The sequence below is a fragment of the Halanaerobium polyolivorans genome (genome assembly GCF_020711195.1).
GTDB classification, from domain to species: Bacteria; Bacillota; Halanaerobiia; order Halanaerobiales; family Halanaerobiaceae; genus Halanaerobium; species Halanaerobium polyolivorans.
In genome coordinates this window covers 89,370-108,231 of record NZ_JAJFAT010000002.1, presented here as the reverse complement: position 1 = coordinate 108,231, position 18,862 = coordinate 89,370, and the positions used below count along the sequence as shown (strand labels likewise).

20 protein-coding genes are annotated in these 18,862 nt (G+C 32.5%); 1 reads left to right on the top strand and 19 read right to left on the bottom strand.

The genetic code is table 11. The annotated features are described in order from the left end of the window. Window positions 1-24: 24 nt before the first annotated feature. Window positions 25-1,032 (top strand): ATP-grasp domain-containing protein, encoded by a 1,008-nt coding sequence (locus LJ207_RS02130; protein ID WP_229343652.1) that lies wholly within the window; start codon window positions 25-27, stop codon window positions 1,030-1,032. Here the strand turns inward: LJ207_RS02130 and folK are convergent. The 19 genes from folK to LJ207_RS02035 all read right to left on the bottom strand — a co-directional run bounded on the left by folK (window position 1,025) and on the right by LJ207_RS02035 (window position 18,741). Beyond that, a complete protein-coding gene (gene folK, locus LJ207_RS02125) occupies window positions 1,025-1,531 on the bottom strand; it encodes a 2-amino-4-hydroxy-6-hydroxymethyldihydropteridine diphosphokinase (RefSeq protein WP_229343649.1) in 507 nt (168 codons plus the stop codon). The genes LJ207_RS02130 and folK overlap by 8 nt on opposite strands. Further along, window positions 1,524-1,907: a dihydroneopterin aldolase gene (gene folB / locus LJ207_RS02120; protein WP_229343647.1), complete on the bottom strand. Its 384-nt coding sequence runs from the start codon at window positions 1,905-1,907 to the stop codon at window positions 1,524-1,526. The genes folK and folB overlap by 8 nt, the downstream gene beginning before the upstream one ends. Further along, a complete protein-coding gene (gene folP, locus LJ207_RS02115; protein WP_229343645.1) occupies window positions 1,897-2,760 on the bottom strand; it encodes a dihydropteroate synthase in 864 nt (287 codons plus the stop codon). The genes folB and folP overlap by 11 nt, the downstream gene beginning before the upstream one ends. 30 nt (window positions 2,761-2,790) lie before the next feature. Further along, window positions 2,791-3,789: an ADP-ribosylglycohydrolase family protein gene (locus tag LJ207_RS02110; protein WP_229343643.1), complete on the bottom strand. Its 999-nt coding sequence runs from the start codon at window positions 3,787-3,789 to the stop codon at window positions 2,791-2,793. Between the two features lie 17 nt (window positions 3,790-3,806). Then, window positions 3,807-4,454, bottom strand: coding sequence for an amino acid kinase family protein (locus LJ207_RS02105; protein WP_229343641.1), 648 nt, complete (start codon window positions 4,452-4,454; stop codon window positions 3,807-3,809). Further along, window positions 4,454-5,491 carry a hydantoinase/oxoprolinase family protein gene (locus LJ207_RS02100; RefSeq protein WP_229343639.1) on the bottom strand — a complete coding sequence of 346 codons (1,038 nt, stop codon included), beginning with the start codon at window positions 5,489-5,491 and terminating at the stop codon, window positions 4,454-4,456. The genes LJ207_RS02105 and LJ207_RS02100 overlap by 1 nt, the downstream gene beginning before the upstream one ends. Window position 5,492: 1 nt before the next feature. Continuing rightward, window positions 5,493-6,206 carry a (5-formylfuran-3-yl)methyl phosphate synthase gene (locus LJ207_RS02095; protein ID WP_229343637.1) on the bottom strand — a complete coding sequence of 238 codons (714 nt, stop codon included), beginning with the start codon at window positions 6,204-6,206 and terminating at the stop codon, window positions 5,493-5,495. Continuing rightward, window positions 6,190-7,218 carry a GTP cyclohydrolase MptA gene (gene mptA, locus LJ207_RS02090; protein WP_229343636.1) on the bottom strand — a complete coding sequence of 343 codons (1,029 nt, stop codon included), beginning with the start codon at window positions 7,216-7,218 and terminating at the stop codon, window positions 6,190-6,192. The genes LJ207_RS02095 and mptA overlap by 17 nt, the downstream gene beginning before the upstream one ends. A 21-nt stretch (window positions 7,219-7,239) precedes the next feature. Then, window positions 7,240-8,151, bottom strand: a complete 912-nt coding sequence (locus LJ207_RS02085; RefSeq protein WP_229343634.1) for a triphosphoribosyl-dephospho-CoA synthase — start codon at window positions 8,149-8,151, stop codon at window positions 7,240-7,242. Window positions 8,152-8,173: 22 nt separating this feature from the next. Further along, complete coding sequence (locus LJ207_RS02080; RefSeq protein ID WP_229343632.1) at window positions 8,174-9,040, bottom strand: ATP-grasp domain-containing protein; 867 nt, start codon at window positions 9,038-9,040, stop codon at window positions 8,174-8,176. 27 nt (window positions 9,041-9,067) lie between these two features. After that, window positions 9,068-10,027, bottom strand: coding sequence for a methenyltetrahydromethanopterin cyclohydrolase (mch, locus tag LJ207_RS02075; protein WP_229343630.1), 960 nt, complete (start codon window positions 10,025-10,027; stop codon window positions 9,068-9,070). After that, complete coding sequence (locus tag LJ207_RS02070) at window positions 10,012-10,866, bottom strand: formylmethanofuran dehydrogenase subunit C (RefSeq protein ID WP_229343628.1); 855 nt, start codon at window positions 10,864-10,866, stop codon at window positions 10,012-10,014. Before LJ207_RS02070 ends, mch begins: the two co-directional genes overlap by 16 nt. Beyond that, window positions 10,859-11,758: a formylmethanofuran--tetrahydromethanopterin N-formyltransferase gene (gene fhcD, locus LJ207_RS02065; RefSeq protein WP_229343626.1), complete on the bottom strand. Its 900-nt coding sequence runs from the start codon at window positions 11,756-11,758 to the stop codon at window positions 10,859-10,861. The genes LJ207_RS02070 and fhcD overlap by 8 nt, the downstream gene beginning before the upstream one ends. Beyond that, complete coding sequence (locus tag LJ207_RS02060; RefSeq protein ID WP_229343624.1) at window positions 11,740-13,416, bottom strand: formylmethanofuran dehydrogenase subunit A; 1,677 nt, start codon at window positions 13,414-13,416, stop codon at window positions 11,740-11,742. The genes fhcD and LJ207_RS02060 overlap by 19 nt, the downstream gene beginning before the upstream one ends. Then, window positions 13,409-14,692: a formylmethanofuran dehydrogenase subunit B gene (locus LJ207_RS02055; protein ID WP_229343622.1), complete on the bottom strand. Its 1,284-nt coding sequence runs from the start codon at window positions 14,690-14,692 to the stop codon at window positions 13,409-13,411. Before LJ207_RS02055 ends, LJ207_RS02060 begins: the two co-directional genes overlap by 8 nt. After that, on the bottom strand, window positions 14,689-15,042 hold the full coding sequence (locus tag LJ207_RS02050; protein ID WP_229343620.1) for a molybdopterin dinucleotide binding domain-containing protein: 354 nt from the start codon (window positions 15,040-15,042) through the stop codon (window positions 14,689-14,691). The genes LJ207_RS02055 and LJ207_RS02050 overlap by 4 nt, the downstream gene beginning before the upstream one ends. 55 nt (window positions 15,043-15,097) lie before the next feature. After that, window positions 15,098-16,303 carry an ATP-grasp domain-containing protein gene (locus tag LJ207_RS02045; protein ID WP_229343619.1) on the bottom strand — a complete coding sequence of 402 codons (1,206 nt, stop codon included), beginning with the start codon at window positions 16,301-16,303 and terminating at the stop codon, window positions 15,098-15,100. Window positions 16,304-16,306: 3 nt separating this feature from the next. Then, a complete protein-coding gene (locus LJ207_RS02040) occupies window positions 16,307-17,164 on the bottom strand; it encodes an NAD(P)-dependent methylenetetrahydromethanopterin dehydrogenase (RefSeq protein WP_229343617.1) in 858 nt (285 codons plus the stop codon). A gap of 89 nt (window positions 17,165-17,253) precedes the next feature. Further along, a complete protein-coding gene (locus LJ207_RS02035) occupies window positions 17,254-18,741 on the bottom strand; it encodes a DUF2193 domain-containing protein (RefSeq protein WP_229343615.1) in 1,488 nt (495 codons plus the stop codon). Window positions 18,742-18,862: the final 121 nt, after the last annotated feature.

The following is an 18,862-nucleotide window of genomic DNA, read 5'->3' as shown; positions in this document are numbered from 1 at the left end:
ATTAACTAAGAAAGCAGGTAAAATATGAAAATTTTTATTTTAGAATACTTTTTAAGTAAAAGCTCTTTTAATAATAAGCAGTGTTCTTTTTATAATGAAGCAGTAAATATTTTTCAGTCAATACTCAATTCTGCTTTGAAAACAAAAGATATAGAAATATACAGCTGGCTTAATGAGAGTTTTAGCAGTGCTTTTAACATGAAAATGAAATCTACAATAAATATCAATTATTCTCAGTCGGATTTTAATAGTCTTGCAGAATATTACAGTTTTATTGAAAGCCTAACTTTAGATAATCTAGATTACTTTTTAATTATAGCTCCTGAGACAGATAATATCCTTTATCAATTAACTAAAATTTTAGAAAATAAAGGGATAAAAAATCTTGGCAGCAGTTCTACAAGCATAAAAAAAACAGCTAATAAATGGCTGCTCAAAAAAAACTTTGCTGAAAGTAATATTAATATGCCAGAAACTAAATTAATCAGTAATCAACTGATTCGAAAAAAGAAATTTAATAAATCCTTTTTCCCAGCAGTTATCAAAGAGTTTTATGGAGCAGGTTCTGATCTGATAAAAGTTAATGATTTTCAGGCTTTAAAAAATATAAATCTACCAAAAAACAAAAATTATCTAATTCAAAAAATAATTAATGGAACAGCAGGCAGCCTTTCTTTACTGGCTAATCAGGAAAAAGCGGAACTTTTAACCATCAATAAACAAATTATTGATCGGCAGAACTTTAAATATCAGGGAGGTATAATAAATTATCCTTTTGAAAATTTATCTAAATTAAATGAAATAATTGCAACTACTAAAGAAAAATATCCAGACCTAAAAGGATATTTTGGCATAGATTTTATTTATAAAGATAATGATTACTACCTTTTAGAAATAAATCCCCGGCTCACATCCTCCTTAATTGGTCTGGTTGAGCTCTATAACCCAATAAAATACATTGTTGATCTTGAAAGAAATAATAGTTTCCCCAAACTCAAAAATAAAACTCAATATAAATTTTTACTTAGCTAAGATCGGGAAATTCAGAGTATAACTTTACCTCATCTTCATCTATTTCCAATTTTTCAAGCCAAAAATGTATATCTTTTCCTTCAAGTAATAATTCCTCTTCTTCAATTAGTTCCAGCAAAGGAATCATCACAAAAGCTCTATTTTTGATTTCTGGATGGGGAATCTGAAGTTTCTGGCTTTGATAATAGAGTTTATCATAAAACAAAATATCTATATCTATTTTCCTTGGTCCCCATTCAATAGCTCTAACTCTACCCAATTTTCTTTCTATTTCTAAAACCTTTTTTAAAAGTTCTTCAGGATTTAAAGGTGTTTTTATTAAAATAACTGCATTCAAAAAATCTTCCTGCTCTAAGTTTCCATAAGGTTTAGTTAAATATACAGAAGAGGTTTTTTCAAGATTAATATTTTTTTCATCTCTAAGCTTTTCAGCAGCTTTTTTTAAATATTCTAATCTTGGCTCTATATTAGAGCCAAGACCAAGATAAACTTCAGGCATTTTGCTCAACCTCAGTTCTTCTTCTGCTCATTTTAACTGAGGCACTACTTAATATCCCAGGAATAGGAACCATTGGTTTTTTTACTTCTATTTCTATTTCATCTAAAAGAGAGAATTCAGTAAATAAATCACAAATAATTTTATAGGCAAGACTTTCTAATAAATCATATTTATTTCCCTCAACTATTTTCCTAATAACTTTATATACTTCTGAATAACTAACAGTTTTATTTAAATCATCATTTACTGCAGCTGCTTCAAAATCTACTTCAGCCTTAAAATTTAAAATAAAGCGCTGTCCCTGCTCTTTTTCGCACTCTCTAACTCCATGATAGGCATAAAAAATCATTTCATTTAATGCAATACTATTTTTCATGTTCTCCCTCCCATTTAAGAGCATCTGACATTAAAGCAACTTTTTTAATTTCTTTAACATCATGAATTCTAACAATGTTGGCTCCCTTCATAATCGAAGCAGTAACTGTTGCAGCTGTTCCAAAAAGTCTGTTATCTGTTTCAGATTCATTAACAAACTTGATTAAAGATTTTCTTGAAGTACCAATCAAAATTGGATACTCTAATTCTTTAAAACTCTCAAGTCTATTTAAAATCTGCAGGTTGTGAACTTGTTTTTTCCCAAAGCCTATTCCGGGATCTATAATTATTTTGTCATCACTTAAACCTGCTTCTAAAGCCAACTTTATACCCTGCCAAAGATATTCTTTAATTTCAAAAATTAAATTATTATAACTTGGATTATCCTGCATGTTTTCTGGTTTTCCCTGAATATGCATTATAATAACTGGAGCATTGAATTCAGCTGCAGCAGCAGCCATTTTTTTATCATAGCGAAGTCCACTGATATCGTTAATTATTGAAGCACCTCTTTTTAGGGCGGCTCTGGCAACAGAACTTTTGTAGGTATCAATTGAAATCGGAATTGAAGTAAGCTTTAATATTTCATCTAAAACAGGCAGCAACCTCTTTTTTTCTACTTCTTCACAAATTCTCTCTGAATAAGGTCGACTTGATTCTGCCCCTATATCAATTATATCGGCTCCAGCCTCCTCTATCTCTTTAGCTCTCGCTACTGCTGATTCCAAATCATTATATTCTCCTCCATCAGAAAAAGAATCGGGGGTTAAATTCAGGATACCCATAATCAGTGTTTTTCTACTATAATCAAGTTTTCCCCGATTTGTTATAATAATATTTTCTTTATTGCCCATTTTTTTCACCTCTCTATTCTTTTTATTTAATCAAAGCTCTCTTAATTCAAGTAATAAATTAGCAGTTTCTTTAAGCTCTAAATTATCATTAACTTGATTTAATAATTGCAACCATTCTGTTTCAAAAACATCTATTCCATAGTATGCACCGATAAAAGATCCTAAAATTGCTGTAATAGTATCAGTGTCTCCTCCTAAAGCTATAGATTTTTTAATAGCTTTTATAGGCTGACCAAGATATAAATCAAAAACTGCTAAAGCAGCTGGGACTACTTCATAACTATTAATTCCAGTTCCCATAACCTGGCTGATAAAATCCAGGGCTTTTTCTTGAGAACTATATTTTTGCAAATAAGAAAAAAGAAATTCAGTTCTTTTGAAAGTGGAAGGTTGAAAAGTTTTTAAAGCTAATTTTTCAGCCTTTTCCATTAATTTAAAGCTGAATTCAATAATATTTTGATATTCTTTTCCACTTAAAGCCGCAGAAATAAAAGCTGCCACACCTGCAGCTGCAGATAGAGCAGTATCTGTATAATGAGAATAGTAAGCGATTTCTTCTATCACTGCAAGTATTTTATCTGCCTGCTTATCAGAATAAATGATCCCTAAAGGAGTAATTTTCATCGGCAGACCACTTGAAAAACCAGCTCTTTCTCCCAGACTAAAGTTTTCATTTTGTAGAATTTTTTTAACCATCTTAGTTGTGCTGGGTCCAATAATACCCTTTTCTATTAATTGCTTATCTTTAATAAAATGGGCCAGACTATAATAGTAATCATCTTTGCTTAAATTAGCATGATTATCAATTAAAAAATTGGCAAGGTGAAGGGTTAAAAGTGTATCATCTGTAACCTCAGCTCGAGTGAGCTCCCTATCTAAAAAATGATCTTCAGGAATTTGATAAAATAACTGCTCATCTTTAGTTAAAGCTTTGATTTTTTCGCGATTTAACATTTCAAAAGGCATTCCTGCAGCATCTCCAAGTGCTAAACCTGCCAATACTCCATAAGCCCTATCAGCAATATCCATGCAAACCCCTCCTGAAATTAGCTAATTATATCAAACACAGATTTTTTATTAGAAAAATATTTTTGTAGATAAATTGGCTGATTAGCATTAATAATCAGAGCTGAAAGTTGATTCTTATCTTTCAAGTATAAACTTGAAAAAAATGAATCTATTAAACCATCTGCTGCTAATAGATCTGCTTTGATTGTCCTTTTAGCAGTATTTCTATCTTTTCTCTCACTACTATTATAATACCTCTGTTTAAGCAAAATTAATTTATCGGCTTTTAATCTCTGAGCCACTTCTAAGGCAATACTGTCAGAACTTACCTGCCAGGAATGAGGAAGTGGATCAAAGCTTCTATAATAATCCTGAGCTGCAAATAAATTAATCCTACTTTTGAGTTCTAGATCAGCAGTTAAAAAAGAGCTTTCATTAAAATAAGAAGATAAAAGATAGCTATTTAAATCCATTGCGGTAATAGCAGCAAAATGAGCTGCCTGATCAGTCAGATTTACTTTTTTATCAAAATTCCTTACTAAATCTGCTGCAGAACCACCACCACAGACAATCAAAATTTTTTTCTTATTACTTTCTTGAATGATATCTGATATTTTTTTGAGAGTTTCAATTTTGCTATCCCTAAAAAAACTTCCGCCAATTTTGATTACTATTAAATTTTTCATCAGTATTCCTCTTCTAATTTTTTGATCAATAAATAAGCAGCAGCAGTAGTAGTCAAAATATTATTTTCTAAAAATTCAATTTCATTTTCTAAATTTAAAATTTTTAGATCTTCTTTCTTTTTTAAATCATCAGCAAACTTAAAAGCTCCTTTATTAGCTAATATAATAGTTTCAAAACTGGGATCAACCCTTGAATAAAGCTGTACTATTTTTTCATATAATAAATCTATTTCTTTTTGATAAATATAATTGACAATTAGCTCTATTTCTGCCTCTGAAGCTATATTCAAGTCAAGGCTAAGCAAACGAGCTACCCTGCTTAAAGCAGCCTTTCTGTTTTTTGCTTTAGCATCAGCTGTAGGTATATTATATTCACTCTGATCAATAATTCCTTTTAAAAGATGAATATCAGCTGTACTGGCAAAATATTCATTGATTGGGGTTATCATTTTACCCTGATAAGGTAGCTGATCAACCAAAAAACTAAGGTTGCTGCGAAGATAGCCTAAATAAATTAATTCTCCCCAAAAAAGGCGCTCATTATCTGTTTTACCGCGATTTATTAACTTAGAATTCTTAACTGGAATTAAATCTGTACTTGTACTACCAAGATCAAAAAGTATAAAATCAGCAAAAAATTCAGCAAGAAATTTAGCAGAAACTGCCCAATTTGCAGCAGCAAGAGTTTTTATAGCTTTGATCTCGAATTTTTGCTTTAAATTACCATAATAATCACAATAAAAAATATTCTTTTCTTTAAAGTTTTTTTCAAACAGCTCAATAATATAGTTGACTCCTTCAGCTTTATTATTAAAGCGATCAGCCAGTTCAGCAGTCATTGTAACAGCAAAATAATCACTGGAGCCTAATTCTTCTGAGATATCTTTTATGATAAGCAGTGGATCTTTGCTTTGATCCCAGATTGGGAAAAAATGACTGCTTGATTTAATGTTGCTTATATTTTTTTCATACTCTATTCTGCTGGCTTTAATATTTGCTCCACCAATATCCCAAGCAGTAACTGTTAATTTTTCCACATTAAAATCTCCTATTCATTTTTTTATATAAAGAATCAATTTTTTCAGGTGATATTTCAGCACTGCGATCATCGTTTTTGCAGACTGCTCCTCTAAAACCAATAATATCTGCTTCTATGTTCTGAAATTTATCTAAATCATTAACTTTTAATGATCCAGCTAAAGCAGTAATTAAATTAAATTTTTTGGCATCATTTACAAAAGTTTTTAATTCTTTTTCTTTGAGAAAGCTGAAAAGATTTTTATCTTTTTTATTTAAGGTATCTATCATAACTCCATCGATTCTAGTTTCAGCTGCAAGCTCATTTAGTAAAAAGGGACTAAAAGTATTTTCTTCTCGAAAGTCTGCATAAGCAGCTGCAATAATTTTAGTGTTTTTAGCATTGCTCATCTCAACAGCTCTTTTTGCTTCTCTTAAAATATTAAGAGCTGCTTCAAAATCCTGGAGACCATATAAACCAAGTTTTATATAATCTAGATTTAAATGGGCTAAACCAAAAGCAACTTGTGAGACCAAGCCCGGCAGTTCAGGCAGATCTCCCCCGGCAGCACTTAAAGGAAAATCAGGGAATTCATCCCTGATTCCTTTAATTACATGAGGAAAATTCACCCCCAGTGAACCTTCTTGAGGATTTTTTATATCTAAAATGTCAAAATTAGAGTTTTTAATTTTTTTTGCCTCTGCTATACTCTCTACACTAATTAATAGTTTCACTTGCAGATCCTCCAGTATTTTGCAGCCACTTTTCTGCAGTAGTATTTTCACAGTTTATATAATGATTATCTTTAGAACTATTAACTTTATTTAGATTTGCTTCTTCAATTTCTGCTTTTATTTCTCTAATTTTACCACTTCTTTCTGCATAAACTTCATAACTATGAATCCCTTCATAATTAGTTTGCTTAGCTAAAAAATAATCATCATCTTCTAAAAAGTCAAATCGTTCTAAAGCTTGAGCTACCATTTCTCTAACCACATCTTCTACAAAACGAGGATTTTGATGGGCGCTTTTAACGATTTCAAGCTCATCAACTCTTTTTAAAAGATCTAATACTTTACTGCTCATTGAATTTTCAACAATTTTTACCAGTTCTTCTGCATTTATTTTTTGCTTAGTTCCAATCATTAAAACCCCAGTTCCTCTTTGATTGTGTGAGGCTAAAGGAATATATTTGAATACTTTTTTTAATTCTTCTTTAGTAAAACCCTCTGCCAATAGTTTTTCTTCAGAGTATTCTTTTATCATCTGCTGAGCACATGGGCAAACTGTCATCCCATTAGTTTCAACCCCAAATAAGTGTCTAGTTCCCTCAGATGTACTAACTGCTCGAGCCATTACAGTATTAATTTTTTGAGTCTTCTTCTTTGAAGCAGGTGCAATTTCTTCTACAGGATATTTTGCTTTTATTCTAACTTCGGCTCTATTTGCTCCCTGTTTTTTTCTGGCCATATCTGCCATATATGAAGCAAAGTCTTCCAAAACCATCGCATTTTTTTGAATTGTTTCATCAATAATTTGAGTGATGGTTTCATCAAAGCGAGACATATGTGCTCCTTTTTGCTGAGGAAGTAAATCAACATAAATATCTATTTCTGAGTAAAAAAGATTATCTTTATTATTATTTTTTATTCTAATTATTTTGTGGATATTTTTAACTCCAACTCTATTCAAACCTACTATAAAACTAGGTTCTTCCTTTTGCACATCTCTTTTAAATTGATCCATTTATATTCCCCTCCTAATTAACTAATCTTCCCACCGCTTAATCAGTTCTTTGCCTGAAATTAAAATAGCTAAAAATATTACTGCTGTTATTAAATCAGCAGTAGTTCCAGGATTAACTTTATATTTTTCTGCTCTTAATTTTTGATCAAAATCATCGATTTTCTGCCAAAAATCAGCCTGCCCACTATTTATCGATTTCAAAACTTTTTTAGCTGCTGCACTTATCTCTGCTGCTTTTTTATCACCATGTTTTCTGGCGATTAAGCTATCAGGGTATTCAGCTAATATCTCTAAAAAAGTCATTATAATTATTTTATCTATTTTATTATAGATTCGACTGTACTTTTGAAAATGAGGATAAGCATAATCAAAAGTTATAGAATAATTATTTGCATATTCAAATGCTATATTATCCCTTTTTTCAGCTAACTGCATAGCTTTTAAAAGAGTTATTTTCGGTTTTTCACTTAAATCAGCTTGGTCAACCTCTTTCAAATTACCAGCTTTTGAATAATTTATTGCCTTGTAACAGTATTCTGCATCTTTTTGATCTAAATTATTTAAAACTAAGTTAAGTTCTTTTCTTAGTTCTTTGATTAATTCATTTTGCTGAAACTTTTCAATCTCATTTTTAGCTCTTAACTGAGCATATGCATAAGCTAAAGGGCTACAAAGAAGTACTATACCTAAATTGGTGTTGCTTTCTATAAAAGAATGAGTTTCATATATAGCCTGATAAATTATTTCTCCAACACTTTTCTGCTCTAATTTTAAAAAAGCAGGAAATATTGCTGCTGAACTGTATAAAAAATCTCTATAATTTAAATCTTCGAATTCTTTATTTGGACTAACATTCCCTGGTTTAGGAGTACTTGCCTCTAATAAACAGGCAATCTGCAGAGCCTGGGCAACCCCTTGATCAGTCAATCTCATCCCGCTCCCTCCAATCTCCAATTTATTGAAGTAATAATTCTACAATTTTTTCTGCAATATTAAAATCGGTTATTTGCTGTAGACCATGCCAGCCTGGTATACTATTAACCTCAATAAGATATGGATCATCAAAATCTCCATTTTTTAATACAATATCTATACCAGCATAATCTAAATCTAAAACAGAGGCAGATTTTAAAGCTAATTCTTTAATGTGAGAGGGAAGAGATACTTTTTTGCTTACAGCACCTCTTGCCACATTAGTTTTCCAGTTTCTACCACACCTTTTTGAAGCAGCAATAATTTCTCCTTTACAAACAAAAACTCTAAGGTCACTATTACCATGTTCTATATATCTTTGTATATAATAGACAAAATTATTCTGCTCCCAGGCTCTAAAAACTCTGTAGGCTGTATCCTCATCGGTAATCCGAACAATGCCCTTCCCTAATGAACCAAAAAGAGGTTTTAAAATAATATCCTGCCATTTATCAAAAAATTCTAATGCCTGTTCAAAATCCTCGCTAACAAAAGTTTCAGGGGTGGGAATACCCTGATCTGCAAGTAAAAACTGAGTATAATATTTATCAACAGTTTTTTCAATCACAGAAGGTTTGTTAATAATCTTTTTACCTAAAGCAGACATTCTATTTAAAATATCCATTCTTAAAATAATCTGCTCTAAACTCCCACCCGGAATAATTCTAATAAAAATATAATCAACCTCATCAAAAATTTCCTCTCTATTTTTAAGATGAAAAGAGCCTTCAACTGCTGCTCCTAGTTCTTTAAAAGCAACTCTTTTTGAGAGAATATTATGTTTTTTTAAAGCATTTTTTAATTCTTTAATATGCCATCCATCATCAGAAGACAAAATTATAGCCTGCAATTACTTACCTCCCTTTATAAGCAATAATTACTGGAAAAATGAATCAGTTAATATTTTTTTATTTATTTGACCTGCTTTAAATACTTTTCCGCTTTTCCTATTATTTATTATAACACGTGCAGGACTAAAAAGCATGGGATCTATATCATAAAAGTTATTGTAACGTTTAAAGAGAGTGATAAACTTTTCTCCATAATCCTCTGATGAAGATGAGGGTATCTGTTCAAGTATTTTTTCGATTTCTTTATCTTCACAATAAAATTGATAATAGGCTGTCCCACCATATAAAACAGCATCATTAGTTCTACCAATTCCTTTTAGACTCTCATCTGCTGTTGGTGATATTGGGCAAACTCCCCAGCCAGCTTCAACTTTTCTAAGATCAAAATCTAATTCATGGAGTTTATGCATCCCTGTTTCTACAATTCTGGCACTAATTTGGATTGAACCAACTAAAGATTCAGTTGGAGCTACCAAAATATAGCTGTCACTACAAGGGGTTGTCATCTCATCAACTATATACTCAGCTGTACTTTCATCTGGGAGTTGAGATGTTTCAAGCACTATAACTGCTGGAGCATTTTTGCTTTCATAATATGAATCATATTCTTTTATTATTTCTTCTTTTCGGACCAGCATTCTGCCTGGGCCAGATCCCATGGCAAAAAAGTCATCTTTTTCTATTTTCCAACCTGCATATTGGGATAACATACATGCTTCTAGGGGGTGATCAACCTGCACCTTAACAGCAGGGATTAGATAAGAATCAATTTCATAATCACAAAAATCAACTTTCCCCATTCCACCTAAACAGATTTCGGAAAAATATGCTCCTGCTTCATATCCTCCCTTAACATTAATTCCACCATCGATTACTGTAATTCCATCATCATAATGATGTAAATCGATATTTAACTTCCTTCTCTTTTTAAGCATTTCTTTAACCAACATTACAGCATTTTTGTTAAGGGCTAAACGTTTTCCCATATCAGTATTTCTCCTTTCCCTAACTCGGTATTATCACCAGTATATCGCTTATATCTCCTTTTATATGCCTGAGGAGGAACCTCTATTCCATAATCTTTTTTTAAATGATTATAAGCTATATTGAGAAAATCAGGAAAATAACTAATATTATAATTAAAAGTTGGCAGCATCTCCACTTCATTTAAAGTAATTATTGTACCTCTTTTCATTCCAGCTCCAACTCTGTTCTTACAACTACCAAAAACATAAACCGAACCAGCTATCATTTGAGCAGCCAGCAGTTCACCACAATCTCCTTCGATTATTATTTCGCCTCTACGCATTTTGTTAGCAACAAAATTGCCAGCATTTCCTTTGATATATATAACACCACGATTCATGCCTAAGGTATCTCCTCTAAAAGCAGCACCCACATAATTACCAGCATGACCATTTATTTTAATAAAGCCTCCAGTCATTTCTGCTCCAAGCCAATCCCCTACATTTCCATTGACTTCCAGATAACCAGCTTTCATTTCTGAAGCAGCATGCATACCTAAATTGCCATTGACCGTAATACTTCCCGTCTCCATAGCTGCTCCAAGGTATTTAAAATTGCTTAAATCACCATTGATAATTATTTCTTCTGAAGGACTTCCCTCAATTTCGAAAAAATCTTTGAGCAGATAACTTTCTTTACCACTTAATAATTCTATCTCTCCTATCTCAGAAATATTGAGGTCTTTTAATAAAGAAGGTTTTATATTTTGGGCTTCAACAGGAACTTTGCCAATAATTTTATTAGCTTTTTTTATTAGCGCAGGATTTTCTCTTTTCAAAGTCAATTCTAATTTACTCACTAAGATCACCTCTTAATATTTCATGAAGATAGATATTTTCAGAACCAAGATCTCCTCCATAATTACCTGCAGTTATTTTAATTACTCCTTCAAGAGCAGCAGCTTTTATGCCAAGCTTCATTGCTTCTTCTACAGCTTTGACACTTAAACCATCTATAACTATTTCAAGTACAGAGCCAGCCTCAGGAGGAAGTTCAGTCTCGACCTGAGCTTTTATAGTTGGACAATAAGGAGTATTAGTAGAAGCATTTAAAAATGAATATTTTGATTTAACTTTACTCCCACTGCTGACAATCCCACCTGGGAACGGCATAACAATACCTTCAACTTTTTTCATTGCTTTAACAGCTTTCTCTGCTGCCTTAAGGGCTTTTTCCCTATCTTTAGCAACTATAATAATATTTCCGCCCCCAAGACCTTTTTGAATACCAAAACTTTCTTCAATCAAAAATTCGCCACCCATAATTGGAATTCGCCAAAATCTTCTTTGAGCATAGAGTTTAGAAATTTGATAACCATCACCAAAATAGCGGATATTGGAACCTACATTTATTTTTTCTTCGCTATTTAAACCATTATAACAGGCGGCTGTAGCTGCAGTCATAATAGTTTGGCCAACTCTTTTCCTTAATTCTTTTTGGAGGCTGTCTTTTTTCATGGTAAAAAAGAGCAAGCTGTAGCCTGGTCTACCATCTAAGGTTTCTGCACTGCTAAGTTCTTTTTCTATTCCAGCTTCGATACCACATTCAATAATTGAGGTTGCAAAACCTGTTGATTCACGGGCAGCAATCTCAGCCCATCTTTTATTATCTGCAGTAACAATTATCCTTGTTCCATACATATTAAATGCTTCTGCAAATGTATTTTCTATTTCTATCCCTTGAAATTGCATGGAACCACCTCGACTTTCTTATAATAGTTGTCTGTAACTCCATAATTATCAATGGAAATACTATAATATTTTTGGAATTCTTCTCTAATATCTTCTGCGATCTGAGGGTCATAATCTGGTTTGGTCATTAATGTTTTACCACTTTGCAGTTCAGTTATTAATTCACCATCTTTAACGATCATCCTACCTGATTTAAATACATATTTAGGTTTTGCAAATACTTCTGCAATATCTCTCTTTTCTAAATTATCATAAACTGTTATATCTGCGTCTGCTCCAACACCTAAGTGTCCCTTGTTTTCCAGCCCAAGTGCTTTAGCAGGACCTGAACGACTGATAACTGCAATTTCAGATAGATCATATTCACGAGTCAAATTACTCAAATCTGTGTAATCATCAAAGTTCTTATGCATTCCAGAAATATAATCATTTCTGTAATTACTGTCCATTAATAATTTTATTATCCAGGGATAAGCAGTAAAAGGACCAGCATTAGGATGATCTGTTGTTAAAAATACCTTCCAGGGGTCTTCTATTTTCAAGAATAACTCCATCCCTGTAGCCCACTGAATATCATTAACAAGATTTTTCTTCTTATAATTCATAGGTACAATCCCTGAACCAGTTTCCATTTCCACATCAGTATTAACCCATTTATTACCTGATAGCTTATGAAGATTATATTCCAAAATTCCATCTGCAGTCATGGTAGTAGCTTCTCCAAATACTAACTGCCCAATATCAACAGTTAGTTTTGGCTGACGATTTATCTCTGCTGCTACTTGATCAGTTGCAGTGATAAATTTCACCTTATCATTTTCAGTCTTACCATAACTGCTAAACTGAATATGGGTTACATGAACTCTATAATCTTTGAGCAGCTGCAGAGTTTCATTTGTTGTTTTGAAATTACCTGCAGTACCAAGATCATTTGTATGCACATGTATAGCATGTGGTATTCCAAGTTCATCATTTGCCTTTGCTAAGGCCAGCAAAATTTCTGAAGGACTTAAATTAAATGATGTTCCTTTATTGTGGATACCTCTCATCCTCTTACCCTCTTTCCAGGCTTCAACTCCACCTGGATTAACAACTTTTAATGCAAAAGCACCTGTAACATCTATTAACCAAGCCAAATAATTTTTAAGTGCTGTAAAATTATTTTCACTGATAAATTTTAAAACAAAATAATTATTACCACTCAAAACTAAAAAGCCTTTGTCTATAAAGGGTAGATCATTAAATTCTTCATGAATATGCTTGGCTTTCATCGGTGGACCTGCTGCTTCCATCACAGTTGTATAACCCATCAAACTATAACGATAACCGGTTACATAGCTGGATGGAACTGTAGAGCCAACCCCTGAACGTAGTTTTCCTTTTCTTGGCACATTATCTCTTCTGTGATCTTCAGGCCTTAAAACACGACCAGAATTAACTTTAGGCCCGGCAATATGGGAGTGAATATCTACTCCACCGGCCATAACAATTTTATTTTCTAAATCTATTTCTTCTAAAATATCTTTTTCTTTTAATTCTTTAATTTTTCTCTCTGAAGGTTCTGCTACTATTTTTTCATTTTCAATCCAGATATCTTCTTTAACACCAGCTTTATTATTTTTGGGATCATATATTAAAGCATTTTTTAATTTAAGCATTTTCAATCAGCTCCCCTATTCTAGAAACAGCTTCTGCATCATCTGGCCATTGATCTTCTAAAAAAGAACGCAAATGGAGAGGTACATGATCCATTCTATAAACTGTTCCTGTGGCAGTAATCCCTTTTATAGCAGAAGGAATAATTACATCTGCCAGGTCAGTAGTAAGGTTCCAGTGAGGATCAAGGACAATAGTTGGTATCTCTTTTAAAAATGCTGCAGCTTGATGAGGTAAGTTTGCAGCTGGATCTGAAGCAATAATAAATGCTGCATCAACCTCCTTATTAGCCAGCAAATCCACAGCAGTATATTCACCAGGATTATAGCGCGGATAAGCTCGACTAAAATTAACAGCAAAGGGATAACCAGTCTGCCAGGCCATAGTTATTTCACTACCTGCTACATTACCATGTCCCCGCATCGGCATCATTACAAAGCGACCATAACTGTTGAGATCCCTGATCAAGCTCATTGCTGCCCAGGTATTCATATATTTTGCTCCGGTCATAGTTAGACCCATTCCATAAAAAATACTGCCATATTTAGCATTTTTTAATTTTTCGGCAATTTCTTTGATTTCTGTAATTTTCACTCCAGCAATTTCATCTTTTTCTGAATTTAGCTCTTTACCATTTATCAAAAGCCGTAAAGCCATTAGTAGTTCGAAGTCTTTGCCAGGCTCAAGTTCTACATAATGATCAGCCATCTTAGCAGTTGGTGTTTTTCTGACATCAAAGGCAATTATTTCTCTTTCTGAACGGTTCTTTTTGAATAAGCCCTCAGCTAAAATGCTGTATCTTTTTGAATGATTAGGATGAGCTTCCACAGGATTAGCACCCCAAAAAAGCATTAAATCAGAGCGGTTTTTAATTTCACCTAAGGTTGCTGTTACCATCCCAACCAGCTGTTTTGCCATTGTACCTGGCCCATGACAAACCGAAGAAGTACTATCAATATTTGCTCCAGATAATTCAGCTAATTTAACGGCATTTTTTTGTCCCTCAGCAGTTGTGCTGCTCAAGCCATAAATCAATGGATTTTTACTATTTTTAAGGATTTCTGCAGCCTTTGTAATCACACTTTGATAATCACTTTTTTGGCCATTTATCATTGGAACTGTTCTATCTTCAAGAGCATGCTCGTATTTCTTTCTGGAAATTGCACAAACATTTCTTAACTTTTTTATTTGATTATTTTCTACCTCTACCTCAATATTATCACAGAGAGCTCCACAAAATGTACAGGTAATATTTTTGTGTTCTTTTACATTAGTCAATTAGCCTTCTCCTCCTTTCGTTTTATCTTTACCACTTTGCTTTTAGAGTTAGGCATTCCTGTTCCACCTGTATCTGTACCAATTAATTTATTAGCAGTTTTTCCATAAGGCATAAAAACTATTTTATCAGAAAGTTCAGCTCCCTTACATCTAACTTCTACTTGACCAGAATCACTTTCTAAAATAATTTTTTCATCTTCTTCTAAATTATATTTTTTCAGTATTTCTTTACTTATTTCTACATAAGCTGTTTCTTTTTTATATCCCTCATTTTTTTTACCAGAGACTGAAGCCATTCCCTGTTTAATAGTTCTACCTGTTATCAGGGTAAAACTTTTATTTTTAAGCAAAATTATCCCTCCTTTTTAAAATCTGATAAAAACAAAGATTAAAAACAAAAATTTTTTAAATTTTTTTTGTAAATTCTCCTTTTATTTTTTTACTTAAATAGTGATAATTATTCCAGAGTTTTTTTTCGTTTTCTGTTTCAATTATTAAAGTAGATAATGGTTCACCTTGAGAAAACAATTCTCCTTTTTTAGGAATATCTTTAATTTTAAATTTGCAATTATTAGAACTTATTTTAGCTATTTTTTGACTTATATTATCAGTAACCTTTAAATCATAGCTGCAGTAAAGAATAATTTTTGCTTTAATATTTCTTAATTCTTTTAAATATTTTTCTAAATAATTCTCTTTTAAAGAATCTTCAAGATAAGCAGCAAATAATTGGCTGCCATAAATATCAAGCAGTAATTCAACTGCTGCTGTAAATCTAGGATTTAATTCAAGAAAATATAGATCACTGCCCCTTTTTATGAAGTCTACTCCATTAATTCCCATTAAAGAATATTCCTTAGTTAAAAGATTAATCAATTTTTTTGCTTTTTCAACTAAAATTGAAGAAGGTCTAAACAAAATATTACCACCATATTTAAATGGAGAATCTGAATCTGGAGCTGTTAACTGCCTGCTGAAAGATATCAGCTCTGCTTTTTGACCATCAGCCACAAATTGTAAAGACAATAACTCACCTTCGATATATTTTTCAAAATAGTAATTATCTTTTTTGCTTTCTTTAAGTCTCTGAAATATTTCTTCTTTAGATTTTATAATTTCTATATTATTCCCACCACCACTTCTGATAGGTTTTTGCAGATAAAGAGAAGTGGTATTATCACTAATTTTTGCTAAATCTTTTAGATTAAAAATCACTTCAGGTAGCTTAAATTCTGATTCTTTAATTAAATTAAATAAGCTGATTTTATTTTTACTACCGCTTAATTCTTTTATTACAGCTGCTGAATTACCAGTTATAATTAAATTATCATTAGCCTCCAGTTTAGAAAGCAATTGATAGTGGTTATCCCAGTCAGAAGCATAGCAGAAATGAAATGTTTTTTCTTTATTTGCTAATAAAAATCTTTGCATAGCTCTATATAATTCTTCTGTAGTGTATTTTTTTTGAGATTTTTTTAATGAATATGATTTTTCAGCATATTTTTTTAAATCTTGATCGGCAAAAAAGTCAAAAGAATATATTTTTGCACCATATAGTGCAGCAGTTTCTGCTAATGCTCGACTGGAAAAAGCACTGACAATTAAGTTCATTATTTAAATCTTCTCATAAAGCTTATAGATTTCTAAAGCATTTAAGACTTTATCATTATCTTTAAACAAACTGGCTACAGCTTTTTTATGAAGCTTCATTTTTAAGCCACCAATACCTAAGGCACCAAAAACTGTAATATCATCAAGCTTTTCACCATCATCTTGTGGTTTTATACCTTCTATTCCGGCAGGACTTACAGCATTAATATCAGCCATTACTTTTATTCCTTCAGTATTTTTCCACATATCTTCTTTTAAGAAATTTATTTTAGGAGGTCCAGCAGATAAGATAATATCTTTAGCTTTAATAGCCTCTCTAAATTCTTCATCAGTATTTGCTTCTAAGCCTTTTAGATCTTCTAGATCATATTCTTCTCTAATCTTTTCAGCTTTTCTATCAGCCTTAGCTTGTTTACGAGAAGTTATTGTTACAGAAGCACCTTCTTTAGCAAAAAGAGCAGCTGCTCTAACCCCAACCGGTCCTGTACCTGCTAGTATAACTACTTTTTTATTAACCAAATCAATAGCTTCTCTGATCTTTAATACTGCTGCTGCTGCAGTAGTATTAGAGCCATTTGAATCCAACATAGTAGAGATACTGTAATTGGCAAAAAAGACATCTTTAACAGCTTTCATAATTTCTTCCCCAGCTTCAACATCAGAACCACCAATAAATACAGCGGTGTTTTTTAACTTTTTTGCACTGCGGGTAAAAATAGCACCATAGATAATATCTTCTACTTCTTCTTTGCTTATTTCAGAGTGAGCAATAATATTATCCACTCCAGCATCATAAGCTACAACCTGATCAAAAGTACTAACCCTTTTATCTGTATCCAGTTGAATTAAAAGTTTTTTCATCTTTTCACCCCTATATAATTTGTGAAGACAGTGGAATATTCCACTGTCTTCAACAAAGATTTATTTATTTATAGCTCACCTATGAGATTTTAAACAGTATCCTTCCAGTTACAATGCTTGTGTTTCTTAACGTATAGACATACTGCACAATCTTTACAATAACGTGCAGGAGCAACTACCTGACCTGGATCAGTTGCAATAATATTGGTCATTAAGGTAGCAGTAACTGGCTCACTAGTTAAGAGACAAGGGAAGTCAGCCATACGCATGAAGGAAGAAAACTTAACTGTTATAGAACAAGCTGGATAAGCATAGCGGTGTAGATTATTGAGAATTTCACTTTCAGACCATGGACTAAAGTCAACTTCTACGCCCTTAACTTTACAGCCAGCTCCGATAGGTTCATCATCAATAATTTTATCTCCACGGTGGATCATATCCATGAAGTCAACATTGTGTAATTCAGCAGCCTGTCCTCTAGCAGGATTTAGATTTACATAGTTGTGGAATCTCTTTGTCAGCAGATCAATTATCATTGGAGAAGTAAATCCTTCATCCCATAACATAGCACTAACTGCTGCTGCAGTAGATCCAGTAGCAACACTTAAAACATCATAGAGACTGTCATATCCAGCTTCTAGACCTCTTTCTAGAGTATTTTTCATTATATTTGATACAACTTCTACTATTTCCATATTAACATCATCTTTAAGCATGTTAAAGGTTGATTCAGCTATATGGTGTCCTACATCCCCAACACAGTAAGCAGGTACTACAACGATATTTGCAGGATGTACACCAGCTTCTTTTGCTGCTAATACAAAAGGCTTCATCCGTTCTTTATAGCGCTTCATGTATTCAGCTTGGTCAAATGAAGTCATATCTGCATCGTCCATTAAATCAATCTGAGCCTGTACAGGAGTATCATAGACTTTTTGCATTTGTTCTACTTCTAATCTAGCTGCTTCTGCTGCAGTTTTACCAGCTTCAACAGCTTCAGTAAAGGCAGCACCAATACCATAAGAAGTATTCATACCCCAGGACTTAGAAGCTAATAATGTCTTTTTATAATCTCCGTCAATATCAGTATTTTTAAGAACCTCATTAACAACATTACTTACTGAACCCGGACTAAATGCAAAGTCAACAACACAGGTAGGACCATACATTCCACCATATCTACGCATAGACTCTCTAGCAATTAAAGCTTCATCAGCTTCAAGCTGAGCCATAAACTTCTCAGCTGCAGCACGGAAATCAGGATCATCTTCATAAAGAATTTCAAGAATTGGAGGTGTCTGATAATGCTCTACAAATGGATCATCTTTTGGAGCAATAGTATCAGTTAAATCTTTTAGAATCTCATAATGAGCTTTTACAGATTCAACATGAAGATCAATTACTTCTTTACATTGACCCTCAACTGCTTTCATGTTTTTAACTGCATCAACATAAGGCTTAGCATCAGTGATTTTAAACTTCTGACCTCTCTTTGCTTTAAATACACCAACATCAGCCATTTGAGCTGCTACAGCTTCATCAATCATTTTCTTAGCAATTTTTGCTACATCAACCATAAAACATCCCCCTCTGTAAGTTTAGATTTAATTTTTCAAAACAACTAACCCAATTTTCAAATTATTCAGTCTTCTAACCCCCTACTATTTAAGATGACCCTCCTTTCTATAAAGTAATTTT